This is a genomic window from Burkholderia sp. NLJ2 (assembly GCF_049487195.1).
Lineage (GTDB): Bacteria > Pseudomonadota > Gammaproteobacteria > Burkholderiales > Burkholderiaceae > Burkholderia > Burkholderia pyrrocinia.
The window spans coordinates 650,621-673,978 of the sequence record NZ_CP137808.1 but is presented as its reverse complement, the minus strand read 5'-3'; the positions used below and the strand labels follow the sequence as shown (position 1 = coordinate 673,978).

23 protein-coding genes are annotated in these 23,358 nt (G+C 67.5%); 9 read left to right on the top strand and 14 right to left on the bottom strand.

The window, feature by feature from the left end; translation table 11 throughout:
- The first annotated feature begins 134 nt into the window (after positions 1 to 134).
- Entirely contained in the window at positions 135 to 563 is a 429-nt protein-coding gene (gene fur / locus R9B84_RS03105; protein WP_011350926.1) for a ferric iron uptake transcriptional regulator, read from the top strand.
- Between the two features lie 172 nt (positions 564 to 735).
- Here the strand turns inward: fur and R9B84_RS03100 are convergent, their stop codons facing one another.
- From R9B84_RS03100 to R9B84_RS03090, 3 genes are all read right to left on the bottom strand, one after another.
- Complete coding sequence (locus R9B84_RS03100) at positions 736 to 1,260, bottom strand: ureidoglycolate lyase (protein WP_047899787.1); 525 nt, start codon at positions 1,258 to 1,260, stop codon at positions 736 to 738.
- Between the two features lie 14 nt (positions 1,261 to 1,274).
- Positions 1,275 to 2,282, bottom strand: a complete 1,008-nt coding sequence (gene alc, locus R9B84_RS03095) for an allantoicase (protein WP_034182710.1) — start codon at positions 2,280 to 2,282, stop codon at positions 1,275 to 1,277.
- Positions 2,283 to 2,437: 155 nt separating this feature from the next.
- On the bottom strand, positions 2,438 to 3,760 hold the full coding sequence (locus tag R9B84_RS03090; RefSeq protein WP_047901131.1) for a C4-dicarboxylate transporter DctA: 1,323 nt from the start codon (positions 3,758 to 3,760) through the stop codon (positions 2,438 to 2,440).
- Between the two features lie 216 nt (positions 3,761 to 3,976).
- Here R9B84_RS03090 and R9B84_RS03085 point away from each other — a divergent pair, with 216 nt between their 5' ends.
- Positions 3,977 to 4,699 (top strand): FadR/GntR family transcriptional regulator, encoded by a 723-nt coding sequence (locus tag R9B84_RS03085; protein ID WP_082146073.1) that lies wholly within the window; start codon positions 3,977 to 3,979, stop codon positions 4,697 to 4,699.
- A gap of 90 nt (positions 4,700 to 4,789) precedes the next feature.
- Here the strand turns inward: R9B84_RS03085 and R9B84_RS03080 are convergent, their stop codons facing one another.
- Together R9B84_RS03080 and R9B84_RS03075 are read right to left on the bottom strand one after the other, a co-directional pair.
- Positions 4,790 to 5,848, bottom strand: coding sequence for an L-idonate 5-dehydrogenase (locus tag R9B84_RS03080; protein WP_423759161.1), 1,059 nt, complete (start codon positions 5,846 to 5,848; stop codon positions 4,790 to 4,792).
- Positions 5,849 to 5,858: 10 nt separating this feature from the next.
- Positions 5,859 to 6,632: an SDR family NAD(P)-dependent oxidoreductase gene (locus R9B84_RS03075; RefSeq protein WP_423759160.1), complete on the bottom strand. Its 774-nt coding sequence runs from the start codon at positions 6,630 to 6,632 to the stop codon at positions 5,859 to 5,861.
- A 151-nt stretch (positions 6,633 to 6,783) separates the two neighbouring features.
- Between R9B84_RS03075 and R9B84_RS03070 the strand changes: the two genes are divergently transcribed.
- Positions 6,784 to 7,668: a LysR substrate-binding domain-containing protein gene (locus R9B84_RS03070; protein WP_423759159.1), complete on the top strand. Its 885-nt coding sequence runs from the start codon at positions 6,784 to 6,786 to the stop codon at positions 7,666 to 7,668.
- 96 nt (positions 7,669 to 7,764) lie between these two features.
- Here R9B84_RS03070 and gap read toward each other — a convergent pair whose 3' ends face one another.
- Positions 7,765 to 8,775 carry a type I glyceraldehyde-3-phosphate dehydrogenase gene (gap, locus tag R9B84_RS03065; RefSeq protein WP_006485712.1) on the bottom strand — a complete coding sequence of 337 codons (1,011 nt, stop codon included), beginning with the start codon at positions 8,773 to 8,775 and terminating at the stop codon, positions 7,765 to 7,767.
- A gap of 87 nt (positions 8,776 to 8,862) precedes the next feature.
- Entirely contained in the window at positions 8,863 to 10,935 is a 2,073-nt protein-coding gene (tkt, locus tag R9B84_RS03060; protein WP_423759158.1) for a transketolase, read from the bottom strand.
- Positions 10,936 to 11,151: 216 nt separating this feature from the next.
- Between tkt and speE the strand changes: the two genes are divergently transcribed.
- The 3 genes from speE to R9B84_RS03045 all read left to right on the top strand — a co-directional run bounded on the left by speE (position 11,152) and on the right by R9B84_RS03045 (position 13,428).
- Positions 11,152 to 12,009 carry a polyamine aminopropyltransferase gene (gene speE, locus R9B84_RS03055; RefSeq protein WP_423759157.1) on the top strand — a complete coding sequence of 286 codons (858 nt, stop codon included), beginning with the start codon at positions 11,152 to 11,154 and terminating at the stop codon, positions 12,007 to 12,009.
- 217 nt (positions 12,010 to 12,226) lie between these two features.
- Entirely contained in the window at positions 12,227 to 12,643 is a 417-nt protein-coding gene (locus tag R9B84_RS03050) for a VOC family protein (protein ID WP_047899779.1), read from the top strand.
- 17 nt (positions 12,644 to 12,660) lie between these two features.
- Positions 12,661 to 13,428: a 16S rRNA (uracil(1498)-N(3))-methyltransferase gene (locus R9B84_RS03045; protein ID WP_423759156.1), complete on the top strand. Its 768-nt coding sequence runs from the start codon at positions 12,661 to 12,663 to the stop codon at positions 13,426 to 13,428.
- A gap of 118 nt (positions 13,429 to 13,546) precedes the next feature.
- Here the strand turns inward: R9B84_RS03045 and R9B84_RS03040 are convergent, their stop codons facing one another.
- From R9B84_RS03040 to R9B84_RS03025, 4 genes are all read right to left on the bottom strand, one after another.
- The gene (locus R9B84_RS03040) at positions 13,547 to 14,224 is read right to left on the bottom strand and encodes a hypothetical protein (protein ID WP_423759155.1); all 678 of its coding nucleotides are present in this window, start codon (positions 14,222 to 14,224) and stop codon (positions 13,547 to 13,549) included.
- 279 nt (positions 14,225 to 14,503) lie between these two features.
- Positions 14,504 to 15,067 (bottom strand): barstar family protein, encoded by a 564-nt coding sequence (locus tag R9B84_RS03035; protein WP_047899777.1) that lies wholly within the window; start codon positions 15,065 to 15,067, stop codon positions 14,504 to 14,506.
- Positions 15,068 to 15,083: 16 nt separating this feature from the next.
- Positions 15,084 to 15,515, bottom strand: a complete 432-nt coding sequence (locus tag R9B84_RS03030; protein WP_034182701.1) for a ribonuclease domain-containing protein — start codon at positions 15,513 to 15,515, stop codon at positions 15,084 to 15,086.
- A gap of 377 nt (positions 15,516 to 15,892) precedes the next feature.
- Complete coding sequence (locus tag R9B84_RS03025) at positions 15,893 to 18,235, bottom strand: NADP-dependent malic enzyme (RefSeq protein ID WP_423759951.1); 2,343 nt, start codon at positions 18,233 to 18,235, stop codon at positions 15,893 to 15,895.
- Between the two features lie 136 nt (positions 18,236 to 18,371).
- Here R9B84_RS03025 and thiL point away from each other — a divergent pair, with 136 nt between their 5' ends.
- Genes thiL through R9B84_RS03010 form a run of 3 tightly spaced genes read left to right on the top strand, consistent with a single transcriptional unit; the run spans position 18,372 to position 20,443 of the window.
- Positions 18,372 to 19,370: a thiamine-phosphate kinase gene (gene thiL / locus R9B84_RS03020; protein WP_423759154.1), complete on the top strand. Its 999-nt coding sequence runs from the start codon at positions 18,372 to 18,374 to the stop codon at positions 19,368 to 19,370.
- Positions 19,360 to 19,911 carry a phosphatidylglycerophosphatase A family protein gene (locus R9B84_RS03015; protein ID WP_047899775.1) on the top strand — a complete coding sequence of 184 codons (552 nt, stop codon included), beginning with the start codon at positions 19,360 to 19,362 and terminating at the stop codon, positions 19,909 to 19,911. The genes thiL and R9B84_RS03015 overlap by 11 nt, the downstream gene beginning before the upstream one ends.
- 31 nt (positions 19,912 to 19,942) lie before the next feature.
- A complete protein-coding gene (locus R9B84_RS03010) occupies positions 19,943 to 20,443 on the top strand; it encodes a CinA family protein (RefSeq protein ID WP_047899774.1) in 501 nt (166 codons plus the stop codon).
- A 101-nt stretch (positions 20,444 to 20,544) separates the two neighbouring features.
- Here the strand turns inward: R9B84_RS03010 and pyrF are convergent, their stop codons facing one another.
- Genes pyrF through R9B84_RS02995 form a run of 3 tightly spaced genes read right to left on the bottom strand, consistent with a single transcriptional unit; the run spans position 20,545 to position 23,339 of the window.
- Entirely contained in the window at positions 20,545 to 21,372 is an 828-nt protein-coding gene (gene pyrF, locus R9B84_RS03005) for an orotidine-5'-phosphate decarboxylase (protein ID WP_423759153.1), read from the bottom strand.
- 39 nt (positions 21,373 to 21,411) lie between these two features.
- Positions 21,412 to 22,473, bottom strand: a complete 1,062-nt coding sequence (locus tag R9B84_RS03000; protein WP_423759152.1) for an aldose 1-epimerase — start codon at positions 22,471 to 22,473, stop codon at positions 21,412 to 21,414.
- A gap of 50 nt (positions 22,474 to 22,523) precedes the next feature.
- Entirely contained in the window at positions 22,524 to 23,339 is an 816-nt protein-coding gene (locus tag R9B84_RS02995) for an SDR family NAD(P)-dependent oxidoreductase (RefSeq protein ID WP_423759151.1), read from the bottom strand.
- Positions 23,340 to 23,358 lie beyond the last annotated feature (19 nt).

Sequence of the window (23,358 nt, the reverse complement as noted above, 5' to 3'; positions counted from 1 at the left end):
TCTGAAAGTGCGAAAGCGTTTCTGGGATCATTTCCTTCACCGTGCTGGCCCGCGTTGCAGGCCGCGCGTGTATCTGGAACGGCGAAAAGCCGGTAACATTGAAGCCCTGCATTGTACTCTAGGGATGCCTAGCCATGACCAATCCGACGGATCTCAAGAATATCGGGCTAAAGGCCACCCTACCGCGCCTCAAGATTCTCGAGATTTTCCAGCAAAGCCCCGTGCGCCACCTGACGGCCGAAGACGTGTACCGGAACCTGCTCAACGAGCAGCTCGACATCGGGCTCGCCACGGTCTACCGCGTGCTGACGCAGTTCGAGCAGGCCGGCCTGCTCACGCGCAGCAACTTCGAATCCGGCAAGGCCGTGTTCGAACTGAACGAAGGCTCGCACCACGACCACCTCGTGTGCCTCGATTGCGGCCGCGTCGAGGAATTCTTCGACGCCGAGATCGAAGGCCGCCAGCAGGCGATCGCGAAGGAGCGCGGCTTCCGGCTCCAGGAGCACTCGCTCGCGATGTACGGTTCCTGCACGACCGAGAACTGCCCGCACCGCAAGCACTGAATCGCGCCACCCGCGCACGAAGCACGGCCCGGCCGGCATCTCGCCGCCCGGGCCGTGTTCTTTTCGGGATCGTGCCGCGCGCCGCGCGCGGGCCGGTTCGGAACGCTTGCGAAAACCCTTCGGCGCCCGCGCGAAACCGGCGCCCGGAACCGGACACCGGCTGCACGCCGCGTCAGGCCGTGCTCGCGCAGGCCGGCTCGAACTCGAGCGCCCACGCGCGGTCGAGCGGGATCTCGTCGCAGTTCGGCTGCGGGCCGCCGCGATCGACGATCACGAAATCGCTGACCGCGTCGAGCGCGAGCAGCGGATGGTGCCAGACGCCCTTTGCATAATTCACGCCCTGCCAGCCTTCAGCCAGGAACGCGCGCATCGCGTCGGGCCGGAATTCGCCGGCCGGCGCAACGACAATCGCGTAGCGCGACACGGCCGCGAGCGGGATGAACGCCTGGCTGCCGTGCGGATGGCGCTCCATCAGCGTGACCGCGACCGGCAGCGCGCGCGGCTGCGCGCGAAACACGCTGACGAGCGGCCGGCCGCCGTCCGCGCAGACGTCGATCGTCGCGAGATCGTGGAAACGCTCGGTCGTGCCGCCGTTGATCGGGAAATGCCGCGCGCCTTCGAGCGCGATCACGTCGCCGAACGGCGCGAACGCTTCGCGGGTCAGGCGCTCGACGCGCAGGATGTGGGGTCCGCTCATGCCATTGCCCTCCTTCAAGCCGGCTCGCCCCACAGACGCAGGCGCGACACGCCGCCGTCCGGGAAGATGTTGAAACGCACGTGCGTGACGGGGCCGAGCGCCGCGAGCTGGTCGAACGTATGCACGTGATCCATCGACAGCTTCTGCTCGCCGAGCAATTCGGCCCAGAACATCGCCTGCGTGACCAGCGAATCGTCGGTGCCGCCCGCGACCCGCGCGGCCTGCAGCGAGCAGCGGTCGGGGAAATTGCCCTTGAAGAACGCCGTATCGACCTCGACGCGCCGGATGATGCCCGGCCGCGCGAGCGCGACGATCGCCCAGTCGTTGCCGGGCTCGCGGCGGCGCCGCGTTTCCCAGCCGTCGCCCATGTTCGCGCCGCGCCCCGGCATCAGCATCTGCGATGCCGGGCCGAAGTGCTGGTTGTTCGCGGCCACCAGATAACCGCCGTTCTCGATCGCGGCGAGATCGACGAGTTCGCCGGCCGGCACATGTCGCCAGTCGCGCTGCGGCTGGCCGTACACGCGCAGCCGCGCGAGCCCGCCGTCCGGATACAGGTTCACGCGCAGGTGCGTGACCGGCTGTGCGTCGTCGACGCTCACGTAGTGATGCGAATTGCCCTGCAGCGTCGTCGCGGGGACGATCGTGCGCCACTCGGCGTCGTCGGGCGGCGTGTCGCCGTCGGCGACGCACGCCTCGATCGACGCGGCCGGCGGGAAGTTGCCGGTGAAGTGGCTCGTATCGAGATCGACGCCGAAAATCACGCCCGGCCGCGCGAGGCGCACCACGCAGAAGTCGTGGCCGGTCGTGCGCTTGCGGCGCGTTTCCCAGCCGTCCATCCACTTGCCGTGGTCGTCGTACTTGCCGGGAATGAACACGGCCGGCTCGGGATTCAGCATGCGCTCTTTCGGCGCGAAGAATTCGTCGCTCGCAAACAATGCCTGCGCACCGAGGCGCGGGTCGGCGAGGTTCATGTAACGCCGCGTAAACGCCGGCGCGTTCGGATCGAGGATGGGGGCTGCCATGTTGTCTCCTGTCGATGGGAGTTAGCGCTTCAGCGCTTACTCCCATCCCATGCAAAGCAATTTCTGATGAACTGCCGGCGCATCGAGGCGCCGGCCGCAGGTAAATCGATCGCGCGGGTCAACCGGGGGCGCAGATGCCCCGCGCGACACCGCGCTCAGAGCGCGTGGGCCTGGTCGCCGGCAACCGGCGCCGCGTTGCCTTCCTCTTCGGCCGGCACGTAGCGCAGCTCGCGGTTCAGCACGCGCTTCGCGCGCACCTTGTCGATATCGTTCTCCCACACCGCGACGACGACCGTCGCGACGCAGTTGCCGATCAGGTTGGTCAGCGCACGGGCGATGCCGACGAACCAGTCGACCGGCAGGATCAGCACGAGGCCGAGCACCGGAATCGCCGGGATCGCCGACAGCGTCGCCGCGAGGATCACGATCGCCGAACCCGGGATGCCGTGCGCGCCCTTCGACGTGACGAGCGATACGAGCAGCACGACGATCAGGTCATGCGTCGACAGCGGCGTGTTGGTGGCCTGCGCGATGAACAGCACGGCGAGCGTCAGGTAGATCGAGAAGCCGTCGAGGTTGAACGAATAGCCGGTCGGGATCACGAGGCCGACCGTCGAATCCTTGACGCCCATGTATTCGAGCTTGCGCATCACCTGCGGCAGCACCGCATCCGACGACGCCGTGCCGAGCACGATCGACAGTTCCTCGCGCAGGTAGCGGATCAGCTTGAACACCGAGAAACCCGCGAGCCGCATCACGATGCCGAGCACGACCGTGACGAACACGATGCAGCTCAGGTAGAACACGGCGACCAGGTAGCCGAGCTGCTTGAGCGACGAGACGCCGTACTTGCCGGTCGTGAACGCGATCGCGCCGAGCACGCCGAGCGGCGCGAGCTTGATGATGAAGCCGATGATGCGGAAGAACACGTGCGACAGTTCCTCGATCAGCGAGTTGACGCGCTGCGCCTTGTCGCCGAGCAGCGACAGCGCGGAGCCGAACAGCACCGCGAACACGAGGATCTGCAGGATGTCGCCCTTCGCGAATGCGTCGATCGCGGTGTCGGGGATGATCTTCATCAGGTAGCCGGCCGTGTCCTTCAGGCTTTCGGCGTTCTTCGCGTACGACGCGAGCGACGACGCGTCGAGCGAATGCAGGTCGATGTTCATCCCGACGCCCGGACGCGTGACCCACGCGAGCACGAGCCCGATGCCGAGCGCGAGCGTCGTCATGATCTCGAAGTAGATGACGGCCTTCAGGCCGACCCGGCCGACCTTCTTCAGGTCGCCCGCATTGGCCATCCCGCTGACCACGACGCAGAACACGATCGGGCCGATGACCATCTTGATGAGCTTCAGGAACCCGTCGCCGAGCGGTCGCAACGACTCGGCGAAATGCGGGAAGAACGCGCCGAGCGCGACCCCCAGGATCAATGCGACGACTACTCGGCCAAACAGCGAATTGAGGAATTTCGACACGGCGCTCTCCCGATCCAACGGTTGCAGTTTCGTCTGTTCATACTGGTAAGACCAGTGATGTTATGGTGGATAGTAGGAAGCCGATATAGTGACGTCAAGGACGGTCAGAATAGGGATTTCCCGCCCCCCTCTTCGCACACGTCCGGCGGCCCCGAAAGCGGGCCTGATCGTGGCTTTCCCGTAGTGCGGTCATGCACTGCGCATGTGCGGATTACAATGCCGGTCAGACCGGCCATCGTTCACATCATGAAAAATGTTCCGCATACCGTGACCGACGCCGCCATCGCGACGATCCGCGACCGGATCGAGGCAGGCGTTTATCCGGTCGGCAGCCTGCTGCCGGCCCAGCGTCAGCTCTCCGAGGAGCTGGAGATCAGCCGTGCGTCGCTGCGCGAGGCGCTGTCGACGCTCGAGGCGCTCGGGATGCTGCGCATCCGCGCGGGCAAGGGCGTGTACGTCGAAAGCGCGCAGGCGACGGACGCGCACGCGTGGCGGTTCGCCGAGCAGTCGTCACCGCCCGACACGTACCAGATGCGCTACGCGCTCGAAGGGTTCGCCGCGCGGATGGCCGCGCACGTCGTCAGCGACGACGACATCGCGTGGTTCGAGGACAACCTCGCCGACCTGCACGTCGCGCTGACGGAAAGCGCGCTCGACGAAGCGTCGCAGCTCGACTTCGACTTCCACATGCGGATCATCCATCTCGCCGGCAACGCGGCGATCGAATCGATCCTGCGCGGCAGCGCGGACATCATGAAGGAAAGCCAGCGCATGCCGTTCTACCGGCGCGAGCTGCTGCTGTCGACGTGGCACGAACACCGCGCGATCGTCGATGCGCTGATCGCGCGCGACGCGGCCGCCGCGGGCACCGCGATCGAAACGCACATCGCGAACGCCGCGCAGCGCGCGGGCATCTTCTTCCCGACGCCGGGCGCCTGACGGCCGGGCGGTGCGCGCCGCACGCGCATCACACCGCAGCGATCGGATTCGCGTCGATCGCGAAACAAGGCACGCGCTTGCGCCGGACGCTCAGGCGGCCTCGTCCGCGAAATCGATCAGCACCTTCATCGCGCGCTGCCGGTCGCCGGCCAGTTCGAACGCGAGGTTCGCGTCGCGCATCGGGAACACGCGCGTGACGGCCGGCCGCAGGTCGACGCGCCCCGCGTTGATCAGTTGCACCGCGAGCGCGAACTCCGCATGGAAGCGGAACGATCCGCAGATCGACAACTCCTTCGCGACCACGACGTTCTGCGGCAGGCTGACATCGCCGCCGAGCCCGAGCTGCACGACGACCCCGCGCGGACGCATCACGTCCAGCCCGTCGCGCAGCGCGCGCGCATTACCCGAACACTCGATCATCACGTCGAACGTGCCCTTGTCGGCGCCGTAGCGCGCGACCCATCCGGCATCGGCCGCCGCATTGATCGTATGGTCGGCGCCGAGTGCACGGGCCACTTCCAGCGGTGCTTCGACGACGTCGGTCGCGACGATCTCCGCCGCGCCATGCACGCGCGCCGCCGCGACCGCCAGCACGCCGATCGGCCCGCAGCCCGACACGAGCACGCGCTTGCCGATCAGCGAGCCCGCGCGCGACACCGCATGCAACCCGACCGCGAACGGCTCGGCGAGCGCCGCGAGCGACAGCGGCACGTGATCGGCGACCTTCACGCACTGCGCCGCGTCGCACACGAGCGCGTTGCGAAACGCGCCCTGTACGTGCGGCATCCGCATCGCGCTGCCGTAGAAGCGCATGTCCAGACACTGGTTCGGCAAGCCTTCGAGGCAATAGCGGCACGTACCGCACGGCCGGCTCGGATTGACCGCGACGCGATCGCCGACCTTCACCGACGTCACGTCGGGCGCGACCTCCGCGACCGTGCCGGCGACCTCGTGGCCGAGCACCATCGGCTGCTGCAGCCGGATCGCACCGAAGCCGCCGTGCCGGAAGTAATGCAGGTCGGACCCGCAGATACCGCCCATCGCGACATCGACGCGCACCTGGCCCGGGCCGATCTCGCCCGCGTCCTGTTCTTCGACCCGCAGGTCGTTCGGCCCGTGGATCACGACACACATGCAACGCATACGCATACCTGCCTCCCTATACGGCGCTGGTCAGCCCGCCGTCGACGAACAGCGTCTGGCCGTTCACGAAATCGGATGCGGCCGACGCGAGGAAGATTGCCGCGCCGCACAGCTCGTCGACGCGCCCCCAGCGGCCGGCCGGCGTGCGCTTGCACAGCCAGTCGGAGAACGCCGCGTCGTCGACCAGCGCGCGATTCAGTTCGGTCTCGAAATAGCCGGGCGCGAGGCCGTTGGCCTGGATGCCGTGACGTGCCCAGTCGGCGCACATCCCTTTGGTCAGCATCCGCACCGCGCCCTTCGTCGCCGCATACGGCGCGATCGTCGGCCGTGCGAGCTCGCTCTGCACCGAACAGATGTTGATGATCTTCCCGTGGCCGCGCGCGATCATGTGACGCGCGACGGCCTGCGCGACGTTGAACACGCCGTCGAGATTCACGCGCATCAGCGCATGCCAGTCGTCGGGCTCGAATGCGTCGAGCGGCGCGCGGCGCTGGATGCCCGCGTTGTTCACGAGGATGTCGATCGCGCCGACGCGCGCCTCGAAATCGTCGATCGCCGCGCGCACCTGCGCATGCTCGGCGACGTCGAACACCGCATGATCGGCCGCGAAGCCTTCATCGCGGAAATGGCGTGCGAGCGTCGCGGCCTTCTCTTCATTGCGATCGTTGATGACGATCGCCGCGCCGGCTTCCGCGAGCCCGCGGGCGAGCGTCAGCCCGATCCCGCGTCCGGAACCCGTGATCAGTGCGCGGCGGCCGTCAAGGCGGAACCGGTCAAGCGCGTTGGTCATGCATGTCTCCTCGTGCCAGTAGCGCCGGCTGCCCGTCGCGGCCGGTCTCGCGTTGACGGTATCTTCGGCCGCCGGCCCGATGCCGCGCCAATGGTCATTTTTGATCCGGTTATCATGAAATCTGATTACCGCCCTCTCCTGCCCGCCGCCCATGGAACTCAAGCAATTGCGCGCCTTCGTCACGCTCGCGGAAGAGCTGCATTTCGGGCGCGCGGCGCAGCGCCTGTTCATTGTGCAGCCCGCGCTGAGCATGCAGATCAAGGCGCTCGAGGAAGAGCTCGGCGCGCGGCTGTTCGAGCGGGACCGGCACAAGGTCGAACTGAGCGACACGGGGCGCGTGTTCCTGCCTGAAGCGCGGGCCACGCTGCAGCAGGCCGCGCGCGCGGAACAGATGGCGCGGCTGTCGAGCCGCGGCGAGATCGGCACGCTGCGGATCGCGTTCGTGTCGTCGGTGCTGCCCGCGCTGCTGCCGGCCGTGCTGCGCACGATGCGCGAGCGCTATCCGCTGATCGCGCTGGAACTGAAGGACATGCCGACGCCCGACCAGATCGCCGCGCTGCGCGACCGGCGGATCGATTTCGGGATGATCCGGCTGCCGGCCGCGTATGCGGGCATCGACACGCGCGTGGTGCTCGAGGAGGGCTTCGTCGTCGCGCTGCCGCTTGACCATCCGCTCGCCGCACACGACACGATCCCGCCGGCCGCGCTGCGCGGCCAGCCCGCGTTTGTGCTCGCGCGCCGCTACGCGCCCGGCTTTCACGACGACATGCTGCTCGCGCTGAGCCGCGCGGGCACGACGCTCGAAATCGCGCAGGAGTTCGGGGAATTCACGACGATGCTCGCGCTCGTCGCGGCGGGGATGGGCATCGGGCTGATCCCGGCGGAGGCTGCCAGCGCGCTGCCGCCGAACGTGCTCGCGCGGCCGCTCGACCTGGCCGGCCACCGGACCGGCATCGGCCTCGCGTGGACCGACCTGGACAGCCCGCTGAAGCGTGCGTTCGTCGACGCGCTCGAACAGGTGACGGCGGACCGGTGACCACGCATTCCGGGCAACAAAAAAGCCCGGCCGGAAAACCGGGCCGGGCTCGTTCGCCGCGCGTGCCGCGTTGCCGCGGCCGCGCAACGTGCGGGATTACTTCGCGTTCGCGAACGCGACAGCCGTATCCAGCATGCGGTTCGAGAAACCCCACTCGTTGTCGTACCAGCTCGACACCTTGACGAGGCGGCCCGACACCTTGGTCAGCGTCGCGTCGAACGTCGACGAAGCCGGATTGTGGTTGAAGTCGATCGACACCAGCGGTGCATCGTTGTAGCCGAGGATGCCCTTCAGCGCGCCTTCCGATGCTTCCTTCATGATCGCGTTGACTTCCTCGACCGTCGTATCGCGCTTCGCGATGAACGACAGGTCGACGATCGACACGTTGATCGTCGGGACGCGGATCGCGTAGCCGTCCAGCTTGCCGTTCAGTTCCGGCAGCACGAGGCCGACGGCCGAAGCAGCGCCCGTCTTCGTCGGGATCTGGCTGTGCGTGGCCGAACGCGCGCGGCGCAGGTCTTCGTGGTAGACGTCCGTCAGAACCTGATCGTTCGTGTACGCGTGGATCGTCGTCATCAGGCCGGTTTCGAGGCCGATCTTGTCGTTCAGCGGCTTGACGAGCGGCGCGAGGCAGTTCGTCGTGCACGATGCGTTCGAGATCACGGTGTGCTCGGCCTTCAGCACGTCGTGGTTCACGCCGTAGACGATCGTCGCGTCGACGTCCTTGCCGCCCGGCGCCGAGATGATCACCTTCTTCGCGCCGCCCTTCAGGTGCGCGCTCGCCTTTTCCTTGGTCGTGAAGAAGCCCGTGCATTCCATCACGACGTCGACGCCGAGCTCGCCCCACGGCAGTTCCGCCGGGTTGCGGTTCGCCAGCACGCGGATCTTGTCGCCGTTCACGACGAGGTAGTCGCCGTCGACCGACACTTCGCCCGGGAACTTGCCGTGCGCGGTGTCGTACTGGGTCAGGTGCGCGTTGGTCTTCGCATCGCCCAGGTCGTTGATCGCGACGATCTCGAGATCGTGCTTCTTGCCGTTTTCATAAAACGCGCGCAGCGTGTTGCGGCCGATACGGCCGTAGCCGTTGATTGCGACGCGAATCGTCATGGTCTATCTCCTGATGGCTGAAAAAATTCGTTTCGTGCAGCTTCACGGTGCGACGCGCGCGACGGGTGGCGCGCGTCGCGAATGCTTTTAGGCCAGCACGGCCTTCGCGGTCTCGACGACGTGCTCGACGGTGAAGCCGAAGTACTTGAACAGCACGCCGGCCGGCGCCGATTCGCCGAACGTGTCGATCCCGACGACGCCGCCTTCGAGGCCGACGTACTTGTGCCAGAAGCTCGTCACGCCCGCTTCGATCGCGACGCGGCGCACGCCGTGCGGCAGCACGCGTTCGCGGTATTCGGCGTCCTGGCGGTCGAACACGTTGGTCGACGGCATCGACACGACGCGCGCCGCGATGCCCTGCTGCGCGAGCGGCTCGACGGCCTTCATCGCGAGCTCGACTTCCGAACCCGTCGCGATCAGGATGATCTTGCGTGCGACGATTTCTTCGTCCCAGTCCTTCAGTACGTAGCCGCCCTTCTCGACATTGGCGATCTGCGCGTCGGTACGCGGGTTGAACGCGAGGTTCTGGCGGCTGAAGATCAGGCTCGACGGACGATCCGCGGCGACTGCGTGCGTCCATGCAACGGCCGTCTCGACCGTGTCGGCCGGACGCCACACGTCGTGGTTCGGGATCAGGCGCAGGCTCGACACGTGCTCGATCGACTGGTGCGTCGGGCCGTCTTCGCCGAGGCCGATCGAATCGTGCGTGAACACGAAGATCGACGGCACCTTCATCAGCGCAGCCACGCGCAGCGCGTTGCGGCTGTAGTCGGAGAACGTCAGGAACGTGCCGCCGAACGGCTTGTGGCCGCCGTGCAGCGCGAGGCCGTTGATCGCGGCGCTCATGCCGAATTCGCGCACGCCGTAGTTGATGTGGTTGCCCAGCACGACGCCCGCGCCTTCCGGATTCGCGCGAACCGCCTTCGATGCCTTCCAGTTGGTCAGGTTCGAGCCGGTCAGGTCGGCCGAGCCGCCGAGCAGCTCGGGCAGCGCGGCTGCCAGCCCTTCGATCGCCTGTTGCGACGCCTTGCGGGTCGCGACCGTCTCGGCGCGCTCGTTCGCGCCGGCGATGATCGCCGCGGCCTTCTGGGCCCAGTCGGCCGGCAGCTTGTTGGCCATCCGGCGCTCGAATTCGGCGGCTTCTGCCGGGAACTTCGCGCGATATTGCGCGAACGTTGCGTCCCAGTCGGTCTCGGCACGCTTGCCGGCTTCCTTCGCGTCCCATGCCGCATAGACTTCCTGCGGAATCACGAACGGCTCCCACTTCCAGCCGAGCGCTTCGCGCGTCTTCGCGATTTCTTCCGCGCCGAGCGCAGCGCCATGCACGTCGTGGCCGCCGGCCTTGGTCGCCGCGCCCTTGCCGATCACCGTCTTGCAGCAGATCAGCGTCGGCTTGTCCGACAGCTTCGCCTTCGCGATGGCCGCGTCGACCGCGTCGACGTCATGGCCGTTCACGTTCGGGATCACGTTCCAGCCGTACGCTTCGAAGCGCTTCGGCGTATCGTCGTGGAACCAGTTCACGACGTCGCCGTCGATCGAGATGCCGTTGTCGTCGTACAACGCGATCAGCTTGTTCAGCTTCAGCGTGCCCGCGAGCGAGCAGGCTTCGTGCGAGATGCCTTCCATCAGGCAGCCGTCGCCGAGGAACACGTACGTGTGGTGATCGACGATCTTCGCGCCGTCGCGGTTGAACTCGTCGGCCATCAGCGCTTCGCCGAGCGCCATGCCGACCGCGTTCGCGAGACCCTGGCCGAGCGGGCCGGTGGTCGTCTCGACACCCGGCGTGATCCCGTATTCCGGGTGGCCCGGCGTCTTCGAGTGCAGCTGGCGGAAGTTCTTCAGCTCTTCGATCGGCAGGTCATAGCCGGTCAGGTGCAGCAGCGAGTACAGCAGCATCGAGCCATGGCCGTTCGACAGCACGAAGCGGTCGCGGTCTGCCCAGTGCGGGTTCGTCGGGTTGTGCTTCAGATGGCGCGACCAGAGCGCGACGCCGATTTCGGCCATGCCCATCGGCATGCCGGGGTGGCCGGAGTTCGCTTGCTGGACGGCGTCCATCGCGAGCGCACGGATCGCGTTGGCCATCAGGGTGGTGGAGGCGGGAGACGAAGTCGTCATGTCGAGTCCGGAGAACGAGTCGAGGAAACGGGGGCACGGCGGCATCCGGAAGCTCGAGCGTCAATCGTTCCCGGCGCGCGGTGCGGCGCCTGACGGACGCGAAGCGGACGGAGCCTACGGACGGGGCTGCAAAGCTCGTCATTTTAACAGATGGGCCGACATTTCCCTTGTCTGCGCGTGGTGTTCCGGCACGGTTTTCCGTCAAACCGTGCGCCTCCTATAATTCAGACGTCAGAACCGACTGCCCTTGGCGCCCCGCCCGTGAGCACCACGCTACTCTTTCACCCTACGCCCGACGCCACCTACGGCTTCCCGAATGCACGGAGGCTCGCGTGCGTCGCGTCGCCGCACCAGCAGATCGAAGTCTGGGAAACCCCGCAGCTCGGCCGGCTGTTTACGCTGGACGGCCAGCCGATGACGTCGGTCGGCGACGAGTACGTCTATCACGAGTGCATGACGCACCCGGCCGCGCTCGCGCATCCGTCGCCGAAGAAGGCGCTCGTGCTCGGCGGCGGCGACGGCGGCGCGGCACGCCAGTTGCTCAAGCACGCGTGCATCGAGCGGATCGTGATCGCGGAACTCGACGACGAGGTGGTCGGAATGGCGCGTCGTTATCTCGACGACGTGCACCAGGGCGCGCTCGACGACCCGCGCGTCGAGGTCGTGATCGGCGACGCCGCGCATTTCGTCGACTCGACCGTCGAGCATTTCGATCTCGTCGTGTTCGACCTCACGCCGCCCGATTCGCCGGCGGCCGGCCTCTATACGCGTGCGTTCTACGCGCGGCTCAAGCGGATCCTCACGCCGTGCGGCGCGATCTCGATGCATCTCGGCTCGCCGGTATTCCACGCGGCGCGCATCGCCGCGCTGCTCGACGACCTGCGCGCGAGCTTCGCGGTCGTCGATCCGTTGTCCGCGCACGTGCCGCTGTACGGCTCGCAGTGGCTGATGGTGATCGCGAGCGACACGCTCGATGCGGCCGCGCTGTTCGCGCACGACGTCGACGAACGGCTCGCCGCGCGCCACGTCCAGGGCTTGCGCTACTACGACGCGCGGTTGCATGCGTCCCTCTTTGCCCTGCCGCACACGCTGCGCGATACACTGGGCATTCGCCGCTGAGCGTCCGGGCGGCCGCATCGTTCCTTGTTTCCTTCGAGGCTTCGCATGGTTCGCCGTGCGAAACGCGGGATCGGAACGCCCCGGATGCAGTGCCAACCCTCTGGCCGACCGCAAAGCACGGAACCCGATGCAAAGCATGGGGTTCGGTAAGGGCTGAAGCGCTTACTCGGTCCGACATGAGCGCTGAAGCGCCAACACTGTTCGACAGGAGATTTTCATGACCGATCCACGTCCGGCCGACGTGCCTTGGTTGACGCCGTATCTGGCCGTGCGCAACGCGCGCGCGGCCATCGATTTCTTCAAGGCCGCATTCGGCTTCGAGCTGCGCGACGTGCACGACGAGGACGGCGCGATCATGCACGTCGAGATGGCCTACCGCGGCCAGTTGATCGTGATGTTCGCGCCCGAAGGCGCGTTCGGCTCGACCGCGCTCACGCCGAAGAGCGCGAACGCGACCGCGCCGCAGTCGTTCTATCTGTATGTCGACGACGTCGACGCCACCTGGCAGCGCGCGCTCGACGCGGGCGCGAAATCGCTGACCGCGCCGCAGGACCAGTTCTGGGGCGACCGGTTCGCGCAGATCGAGGATCTCGACGGCTACCGCTGGGCGCTCGCGCGCCATCTCGACGCATGAACGAAACCGCCACACGCATGAACGAAGCCACCACCACCGCGGCCGTGCCGCGCTTTTTCGTCGACGCGGCACTGCGCGCCGACGTCACGCTCTCTCTGCCGGCCGATGTCGCACGCCACGCGCAGGTGCTGCGCCTGCAGCCCGGCGACGTGCTCGCGCTGTTCGACGGCACGGGCGGCCAGTACCGCGCACGGCTCGTCGAGATCGACAAGCGCAGCGCGCTCGCGCAGATCGACGCGTTCGAGCCGGCCGAGGCCGAGCCGCCGTACCGCGTCACGCTTGCGCAGGGGATCGCCGGCGGCGACAAGATGGACTGGGTAATCGAAAAGGCCGTCGAGCTCGGCGTCGCGGCGGTCGTGCCGCTGTCGACCGCGCGCGGCGTCGTGAAGCTCGCCGGCGAACGCGCGGACAAGCGCGTCGCGCACTGGCGCGGCGTCGTGCGCGCATCGTGCGAACAGTGCGGGCGCAACCGCTTGCCTGACGTCGCGCCGGTACGCGGCTTCAACGCGTGGCTCGATGCGCTGCCGGCCGCGCCGGCCGACGGCGAACTGCGGCTGCTGCTGTCGCCGCGCGCGAGCATCCCGTTCGCGTCGCTGCCCGACACGCCGCCCGCGGCACCCGTCACGCTGCTGATCGGCCCCGAAGGCGGCCTGTCGCCCGACGAGGAAAACGCGGCGCGCGCACGCGGCTTCACCGCGCTGTCGCTCGGGCCCCGCGTGCTGCGCACCGAGACGGCCGGCGCGGCCGTGCTCGCGGCGCTGGCGGCGCGGTGGGGCGGGTGGTAACGGGATGGGCGTGCCGCCGCGAGGTGGCACGCCCCTTCCCGGCCCACCCGTCACCCTGCCGCGGCGCGATATGCGGCCGGCGTCACTGCAGGAATGCGGCGCGTTTCCACGCTGCGGCTTATCGCGACTTGTCGCGCGACGATCCGTGCGGCATTGAATCGGACAACGCATCGAGAACCGGTGTCAGCACGTCTTGCGGGCTTCCGGTCGCCCAGCCTCCGTCCAGGCTGTAAAGGTCGATCTTGCCCGTCACGGGGTGCGTCACCGGTGCCGCGTCCAAAACCTGCGCCATGCCGGAGAAGATCGCCTTGAACGCAGCAATCCGTGCCGCGTCATTCTTCAGGCGACCGTTGCCCAGCTTCGCCTCCAGCGCCTTCCCGCCGGGCCCGGCATCCGGGACGCGGCACGCGAATTCGACCGTCGCGACCATCTGGCCCTCGATGGCCGAGTTCGGTTGCTGCGACGAGCCGGTCGCCTTGCACGCCGAGCGATTGAGCGCGCGCTGATACGCCGCGGCCATGCTCTCGACCGACGGACGCAACGCAGCACTCACCTTCGGCGGTATCGGCGCCAGCATCCCTTCGGCCATATCCTTGCGCATCGACTCGCCAAGCGTCGACAGAACGTCGACGTTGAGCGCGTCCTTCCCTTCATAACTCGGGCGTACCGCGTCGTTGAACACGCGGGCTTTCGATACGTCGCCATTGACGAACGCGCCGATATAAAGATCGACGGTCTGCTCGGGCGTGAGCGGCGCAGCCTGCGCGGCGCCCGCCGCAACCAGCAGGGACAGCACGGCGGCACGCGCAAACGGGATACGCGCGCCGGCGCGTGCGGAACGGGAAATAGTCATGGGAAGACAGCCCTCTCTCGATGATTTGTTTTTCGCACCCGACGCGACGGCTGCCGCAACCAGGCCGGCCGAGATTGTCTCGAAAAAAGGTGTCCGATGAAAGGCCGGTGTCAGCGAGCGACGTGCCGCGCCGGCCCGTACGCATCGCGCACACGCAAAAAAGCCCGCTCGAAGCGGGCTTTTCGCCGGGCCGGCCTCGGAGAGCCGCGGGCCGATCCGCGCTTACGCGAACGAGTAGAACACGCGAAACGCGACCTTGCGCTCGGCCCAGAACTCGGCCGCCTCGCGGAACACGTCGAGCAGCGTCTCGCGCCCTTCCTTGTCGAATTTCTGCGCGATCGGCAGCCCTTCGAGGACGATCACGAAACCGGGCTGCGCGCCGGCCTTCGCGACAAGGTCGGTCAGGCAGTCGTACAGCGCGTCGTAGTTCTTCCCGAAATGCTTCGGGAACAGGAACGACGTCGCGATCGTTTCCATCACTTCCTGCTTCGACTGCGCGGCGCCGCAATACGCATACAGGAAGTGCTGGCCGAGCCGGCCGGCTTCGTCGGCAAGATCCTGCACGCGGAACGCGCGGATCGACTGCACGAGATTGGGTCGCACGGTCGTGAAAAGGCTCATAGGCTCCTCGTTCGATGAAAGCCCGGACTCGGCTTCCTGTTGCTCCGGCGCGCCGACGGCCTGCGCCGCCGCGTTCAATTGAATCACGCGCTGAAACAGGTTGCCGTCGCCGGCCGCGAACAGTTCCGCCGCCGCCGTATCGTGCGCGTAGATGGAGTCGCTCATGCCATTCGTCCCGAAGTCATTCAACAATACGTTTAAAACTGTTGTAGTGGTCGCCCGTGTAATAACAGTTGTCGATCCGGCGCAAGGGCCCGCCACAGACGATCCGGCGCGCGCCGCGATTGCGGGCACGCGGCGTCGGCACCGTGTACTCATGGTAGTAGCCGCGCTTCGCCTTCGGCAGGATCCGCTCGCGGTTGCCGAACACGACGCCGTCTTTCTCGTACGGATAGGGGCCGCCTGCGCCGATCAGGCCCAGCGTGGTCACGGCCTCGCGCGGAAGACGGGCGGTCGGGATCGTATCGAGCCCGCTGGCGGCCACGTCGGCCGAAACGGCCTCCCGTGCGTAAGCGGCGGAAACCAGACTGCCCGTCGGCGTGCCGACGATACCCATCGCGAACATCGCGAAGACGGACGCGAGCGCGCCGTTGCGGAGCCACTTGCGTGCCATGAACCAGGGTTCCCGCTGTTAAATCAAGTAGTTGACGACCAACAAAGGCGTTAGCGTAGCGTTATTGGCCGCGCGAATCAATGTCCGTTTGGGAATCGAAAGGCTGACGACGCTCGGATTTGCGTATTTCTTACCGAAATCACTCTACATTTATCTTACATAGGATAAAATGCGGGCGGCATCTCTCGTTTGGCAAGACCCTGCCTCCTTGCCACGCTCTTTACCCGGAGTGGAGAGATGCTGCTGTTGCTTTGAGGGAAGCGCGTTTGCGCCCTGCCCGACGGCGTGCCCATGACGGGCACGCCTCTTTTTGCGTTTGTTTACAATTTCGCCCGACGCGCCACGCCGATTCGACCGGCCTGGCGCGTTCGTTTTGCTCAGCGCGCGGCGTTCACGTCGGCGACCAGCAGCGCCGCCATGTTGACGATGCGGCGAACGGTTGCCGATTCGGTCAGCACGTGCACCGGCTGGGCCGCGCCCAGCAGGATCGGGCCGATCGCGATGTTGTTGCCGGCAGCCGTCTTCAGCAGGTTGTACGCGATGTTCGCGGCGTCGATGTTCGGCAGGATCAGCAGGTTCGCGTCGCCTTCCAGCGTCGATTCCGGCAGGATTTCCTTGCGCAGCGCCGCGTCGAGCGCGACATCGCCATGCATCTCGCCGTCGACCTTCAGCTCCGGTGCGCATTCCTGCAGGATCGCGAGCGTATCGCGCATCTTCTTCGCCGAAGGTGCGTTGCTCGTGCCGAAATTCGAATGCGACAGCAGCGCGACCTTCGGCTCGATGCCGAAGCGGCGCACTTCTTCCGCAGCCATGATCGTGATCTCGGCCAGTTGCTCCGGGGTCGGATCGACGTTCACGTGCGTATCGACGAGGAAAATCTGGCGGCCCGGCAGCACGAGGCCGTTCATCGCCGCGTACACGCTGCAACCGTCGCGCTTGCCGATCACCTGGTCGATGAAGTGCAGGTGGCGGTGCGTGGTGCTGATCGTGCCGCAGATCATCCCGTCCGCTTCGCCCTTCTTCACCAGCATCGCGCCGATCAGCGTCGTGCGGCGGCGCATCTCGACGCGCGCGAGCTGTTCGCTGATGCCCTTGCGCGCCATCAGCTTGTAGTACGTCTGCCAGAAGTCGCGGTAGCGCTCGTCGTGGTCGGTGTTGACGACCGTGAAGTCGACGCCCGGATTCAGGCGCAGGCCGTAGCGCTGGATACGGTGCTCGATCACCGACGGGCGGCCGATCAGGATCGGCGTCGCGAGTTTTTCGTCGACGATGATCTGAACGGCACGCAACACGCGCTCTTCTTCGCCTTCCGCGAACACCACGCGCTTCTTCTCTTCCGGCGCAGCGCGCGCGATCTGGAAGATCGGCTTCATCGTCGTGCCGCTGTGATACACGAACTGCTGGAGGTGGACGCGGTACGCGTCCATATCCTCGATCGGGCGCGTCGCGACGCCGCCGTCCATCGCGGCCTGCGCGACGGCCGGCGCGATCTTCACGATCAGGCGCGGATCGAACGGTTTCGGAATCAGGTATTCAGGCCCGAACGACAGGTCCTGGATGCCGTATGCGGTCGCGACGATGTCGCTCTGCTCGTGCTGCGCGAGCTCGGCGATCGCGTTGACGGCGGCGATCTCCATTTCACGCGTGATCGTCGTCGCGCCAACGTCGAGCGCGCCGCGGAAGATGAACGGGAAACACAGGACGTTGTTGACCTGGTTCGGGTAGTCGGTACGGCCGGTCGCGAGAATCGCGTCGGGACGCACTTCGAGCGCCGCTTCCGGCAGGATTTCCGGCGTCGGGTTCGCGAGCGCGAGGATCAGCGGGCGCTCGGCCATGCCCTTCACCATCTCCGGCTTCAGCACGCCGGCAGCCGACAGGCCGAGGAAGATGTCCGCGCCGTCGATCACTTCGGCCAGCGTCCGCGCTTCCGTTTCGCGTGCGAAACGCTCCTTGTCCGGGTCCATCAGTTCGGTGCGGCCCTTGTAGACCACGCCGGCCAGGTCGGTCACCAGGATGTTCTCGATCGGCAGGCCGATGTCGACCAGCAGGTCGAGACACGCGAGCGCGGCCGCGCCCGCGCCGGACGCGACGAGCTTCACCTTCTTGATGTCCTTGCCGACGACCTTCAGGCCGTTCGTGACGGCCGCGGCCACGACGATCGCGGTGCCGTGCTGATCGTCGTGGAACACCGGGATCTTCATCCGCTTGCGGCACTCGCGCTCGACGATGAAGCAGTCCGGCGCCTTGATGTCTTCCAGGTTGATCCCGCCGAAGGTCGGCTCCAGCGCGGCGATCACGTCGACGAGCTTGTGCGGATCCGACTCGTTCAGCTCGATGTCGAACACGTCGATGCCGGCGAACTTCTTGAACAGCACGGCCTTGCCTTCCATCACCGGCTTCGACGCGAGCGGGCCGATGTTGCCGAGACCGAGCACCGCCGTGCCGTTCGTGACGACGCCGACCAGGTTGCTGCGCGCGGTGAAACGCGCCGCGTTGAGCGGGTTCTCGACGATCTCCTCGCACGCATACGCCACGCCCGGCGAATACGCGAGCGCGAGGTCGCGCTGGTTGATCATCTGCTTGGTCGGGGCGATCGCGATCTTCCCGGGGGTCGGGAATTCGTGATAGTCGAGCGCGGCTTCGCGGAGCTTGGCTTTGGAAGAGGATTGGGTGGACATGTGTCTCGTGACGTGCGGATTAGAATAACTGTTCGACGGCATTGTAGCGCCAATCGAAAGCCGCCAGACCGGCGATTCGGGTGCGACAGCCGCGACAAAAATGAACCGAACGGTGCAGGAACACCCGCCGTTCGCCTCGTACAATGCCGTTCCCTCAACCGAATCGGATCCACCCGCCGTGCCAGCCGCCCTCTCCGAGTTTTCGCTGATCGATCGCTTCTTCGCGCGCCGCGCGGCACAGGGTGCACGCGCGTCGACGCTCGGCATCGGCGACGATTGTGCGCTGATCGCACCTCGATCCGGGAAATTGCTGGCCATTTCGACGGACATGCTGGTCGAAGGCCTCCACTTCTTCCCCGACGTCGCGCCCGACGCGCTCGGCCACAAGACGCTCGCGGTCAACCTGTCCGACCTCGCGGCGATGGGCGCCGAGCCGCGCGCATTCACGCTCGCGTGCGCGCTGCCGCGCGCCGACGCGGCGTGGCTCGAGGCATTCAGCAACGGGCTGTTCGCGCTTGCCGAGCGGTTCGGCTGCGAGCTGATCGGCGGCGACACGACGAGCGGGCCGCTGAACCTGTGCGTGACCGTATTCGGCGAAGTCGCGCCCGACGCGGCGCTGCGGCGCGATGCCGCGCGCGACGGCGACGACGTCTGGGTGTCCGGCACGCTCGGCGACGCTCGCGCCGGCCTCGGCGTCGCACGCGGCGAATGGGCGGCCGGCGCGAACGAAGCGGCCGCGTTCCGGCGCGCGCTCGAGCGCCCCGAGCCGCGCATCGCGCTCGGCCTCGCGCTCGCAGGCGTCGCGCACGCGGCGCTCGACATCTCGGACGGCCTCGCCGGCGACCTGCAGCACATCCTGGCACGCTCGAACGTGCGCGCCGAGATCGACGCCGACGCGGTGCCGCGCTCGGCCGCGCTCGCGACGCTGCCGCCCGACGTGCAGCGCCGCTGCACGCTGGCGGGCGGCGACGACTACGAACTGTGCTTCACGGCACCGGCTGCGGCCCGCGCGGCGGTCGAAGCGGCCGGCGCGACGGCCGGCGTGCCGGTCACGCGAATCGGTACAATACGCGCGTTGTCCGCTCCCTCGGAGCGGCCCGCGATCGCGTGGCGCGACGCCGCCGGCGCGCCCCTGGCTCTCACGTTGCACGGCTTCGACCACTTCCATGCAGACTGACCCGACGTCCGCGCACGGCGCAGCCGAGCCCGGCGCCGCACCGAACGGGAACGCGCCGAAGCGCGCGAGCGCGCGCTTCATGCTGTCGCACCCGGCGCACATCGTGTCGCTCGGCTTCGGCAGCGGGCTCGCGCCGATCATGCCCGGCACGTTCGGCTCGTTGTTCGGCTGGCTCACGTTCGTCGTGCTCAACCGCTACCTGACGGTGCCCGAATGGTGGGTGCTGATCGCGGCCGGCTTCGTGGCGGGCACGTGGATCACCGGTTTCACCGCGAGGAAGATGGGTACGTCCGATCCGGGCGCCGTCGTCTGGGACGAGATCGTCGCGATCTGGCTCGTGATGCTGTTCGTCACGCCCGCGACCTTCGTCGGCCAGTTGTGGGCGTTCGTCGCGTTCCGCTTCTTCGACATGCTCAAGCCGCCGCCGATCCGCTATGTCGACCGTCGCCTGAAAGGCGGGCTCGGCATCATGGCCGACGACCTGGTCGCCGCGTTCATGACGCTGCTCGTGATCGCCCTGTGGCGCTCCGTCGTCGGCTGACCGATTTCCCGACTCCCGTTTCCCGACGCGCATGCCAACCGATTCCGTCGTCCACCAGCTTGCGATCCGCGCAGGCAACAAGCTGCGTGACGAGCACCTGACGCTCGCCACCGCCGAATCCTGCACCGGCGGCATGATCGCCGCGGCGATCACCGACATCTCCGGCAGCAGCCAGTGGTTCGAGCGCGGCTTCGTCACGTATTCGAACCAGGCCAAGATCGAGATGATCGGCGTGCCGCCCGACCTGATCGACAAGCACGGCGCCGTCAGCGAGCCCGTCGCGCGCGCGATGGCCGAAGGCGCGCTGCGCAACAGCCGCGCGCAGGTCGCGCTGTCCGTCACGGGCATCGCGGGCCCGGCGGGCGGTAGCGAGAAGAAGCCGGTCGGCACCGTGTCGTTCGGCTGGAGCAACCGGCTCCATACCGACGTCGAGACGCTCGTGTTCAAGGGCGACCGCGAACAGATCCGCACGCAGGCGGCCGCGCATGCGCTGCGCGGGTTGCTGAAGCTGCTCGACGAACGCGAGCGCTGACCAGGCAGGCGGACGAAGCGGGAAAGTTACGCGGGAACGCGGCACGGACCCGCCGGCGCGGGCCTGCCGGAGTCGGCCGCCCGGACGGGCGGCCGGAGCGATCAGCGATGCGCGTTGATCGTATCGCGGGTCTTTTGCGCGGCGAGCGCCGCGGCTTCGGCGAAATCCTCGCCGTTGCTCGCGTACAGGATCGCGCGCGACGAGTTGATCATCATGCCCGTGCCGTCGGCCGTGCGGCCCGCGTTGACGGTCGCCTGCACGTCGCCGCCCTGCGCGCCGATGCCGGGGATCAGCAGCGGCATGTCGCCGACGATCCCGCGCACGATCTCGATTTCCTTCGGGAACGTCGCGCCGACCACGAGGCCAAGCTGGCCGTTCCTCGCATTCCACTTGTTCGCCGCGAGATCCGCGACGACCTGGTACAGCGGCCGGCCGTTCGTATCGAGGAACTGCAGGTCGGAACCGCCCGGGTTCGACGTGCGGCACAGCACGATCACGCCCTTGCCTTCGTGCTCGAAGTACGGCTCGACCGAGTCGTAGCCCATGTACGGGTTCACCGTGACCGCGTCCGCGCGATAGCGCTCGAACGCTTCGCGTGCGTACTGCTCGGCCGTGCTGCCGATGTCGCCGCGCTTCGCGTCGAGGATCACGGGCAAGCCCGGATGCTGGAGGTGGATGTGCGCGATCAGCCGTTCGAGCTGGTCTTCCGCGCGATGCGCGGCGAAGTAGGCGATCTGCGGCTTGAACGCGCTCGCGTACTGCGCGGTCGCGTCGACGATCTGCCGGCAGAATTCGAAGATCGCGTCGGGCTGGCCGTCGAACTGCACGGGAAAGCGCGACGGCTCGGGATCGAGGCCGACGCACAGCAGCGAATTCGTGCGCTGCCACGCGGCGCGCAGCGATTCAATGAAAGTAAGCGGGGAAGACATGGCGGATACTCGCGGCAAACCGTTGGTAGACCGCGTATTTTACCCGCGTCTCCGGCGCGCCTCGCGTGTCGCGGCATTGCCGCGCGCATCGGCGCGCTCGACGGTGAACGCGAAACGCCGTGTGAGCCGCTCGCCCGGCGCAAGCAGCGTCATCCCGTGAGCAGCCGCGCCGCCCGGCAGGTTCACCGCATTGATCGGATGATCGACCGGCTCGAAGCAGAAGAAATCCTCGCCGGGCGGCGTATAGAGCACATACGCGTCGGCGTCGGCCGCAACGGTCAGCGACAGCCCGCGGCGCGGCCAGCTCACCGTCGCGTGGCCGCCCCAGCCGGTAAACGCGTGATTGACGAGCGCGGCCGGCAGCGGATACGCGACGCCGAACTGCCACGCCGGCGGCACGCTGACGTGCCGCACCGGCAGGAAATCGGCGCCCGACAGCCACAGCCCGCCGGCCGCCGCGGCCAGCTCGGTCACCGCGTCGCGCACGAGGAACGGATGCACGCCGAGCCCGAACGGCAGCCGGGCGCGCCCCGCGTTCTCGATCGTCAGCGCGATCGACAGCGTCGTGTCGTCGAGTTCGAACGACTGGATCGCGCGGAACGCATACGGTGCACCGCCCGCGCGATCGAGCGACAACTGCAGCGTCGTGTCGGTCGCATCGTCCACCTGCCACGGCGCGAGCCAGCCGTCGCCGTGGATCGGCAGCGGCTCGTCGCGGCGGTTGCGCGGCACCGCGACCTTGCGCCCGTCGCATTCGAAGCGCGCGCCGCCGATCCGGTTCGAGTAAGGCAGCAGCGGATAACACGCGAGCTCGTTCGGGTCCGTCGCCGTCTCCGGATGCTCGCAGCGGCGGAACACCGGCATCAGCGCACCGTTGTCGCCGCGCCAGTCGAAGCGTGCGATGCCGCCGCCCAGGTGCGGCAGCACGTCGAGCCTCAGCGACGCGTTCGTCAGCGAGACGGCCGCCGCATGCGCGGCGCCCACGCCCTGCGCGAATGCGGCCGTCTGCGGGCCCGGGCTGACCGGCTGCGCGGCAGCGGCCAGGCGGGCACGGCGCGACTGGCTCGTGGACGACGCTGCGGGCGATGACGTGGCGGTCATGATGAGCTCCTTTCCTTCGTCGAAGAAACGATGCTGGTCGGTACGAACGGTCAGGCCCAGCCGCCGTCGACGATCACGTCCTGCGCGGTGATCATCCGGCTGTCGTCGGCCGCGAGGAACAGCGCCATCCGCGCGAGATCGGCGGGCAGCAGTTCGGCGTCGAGGCACTGGCCGGCCTTGATCGACGCACGGCCCGCGTCGTCGAGCCACAACCGGCGCTGCTTGTCGGTCATCACCCAGCCGGGCACCAGCGAATTCACGCGGATGCCGAACGGGCCGAGGTCGCGCGCGAGGCCGCGCGTCAGGCCCTGCACGGCCGCCTTCGCCATCACGTAGACGGGATAACCGCCGTTCTTCAGCATCCAGCTGATCGAGCCGAGATTGACGATCGCGCCACCGCCCTGCTGCTTCATGTCGTCGATCACCGCCTGCGCGGCGAAGAACTGGTGGCGCAGGTTCACCGCGATGCCCGCGTCGAACGACGCGGGCGTCACGTCGCCGATCGAATGGCGCGTGTCGTTCGCCGCGTTGTTCACGAGCACCGCGATCGCGCCGATGCGCGCGCGGATCGCGTCGATCGCATGGCGCAATGCGTCGATGTCGGTCAGGTCGCACTGGATGAACAGCGGCGCATGACGTACGTGCGGCGCATGCGCGAGGCTTTCCGCCAGCGCGGCGCCGGCAGCCGCATCGAGGTCGACGAACGCGACGCGCGCGCCCTGCTGCGCGAAGTGCTCGACGAACGACGCGCCGATGCCGGTCGCGCCGCCCGTGATCAGCACCGCGCGATCCTCGAGGCTCGGGTATCGCGCAAAGCGCTCAGGGCTCGCGGCGTGCGGGTCGTGCGCGGAAGTGTCGATGGTCATGCGGTTCGTCTCCGTGAAA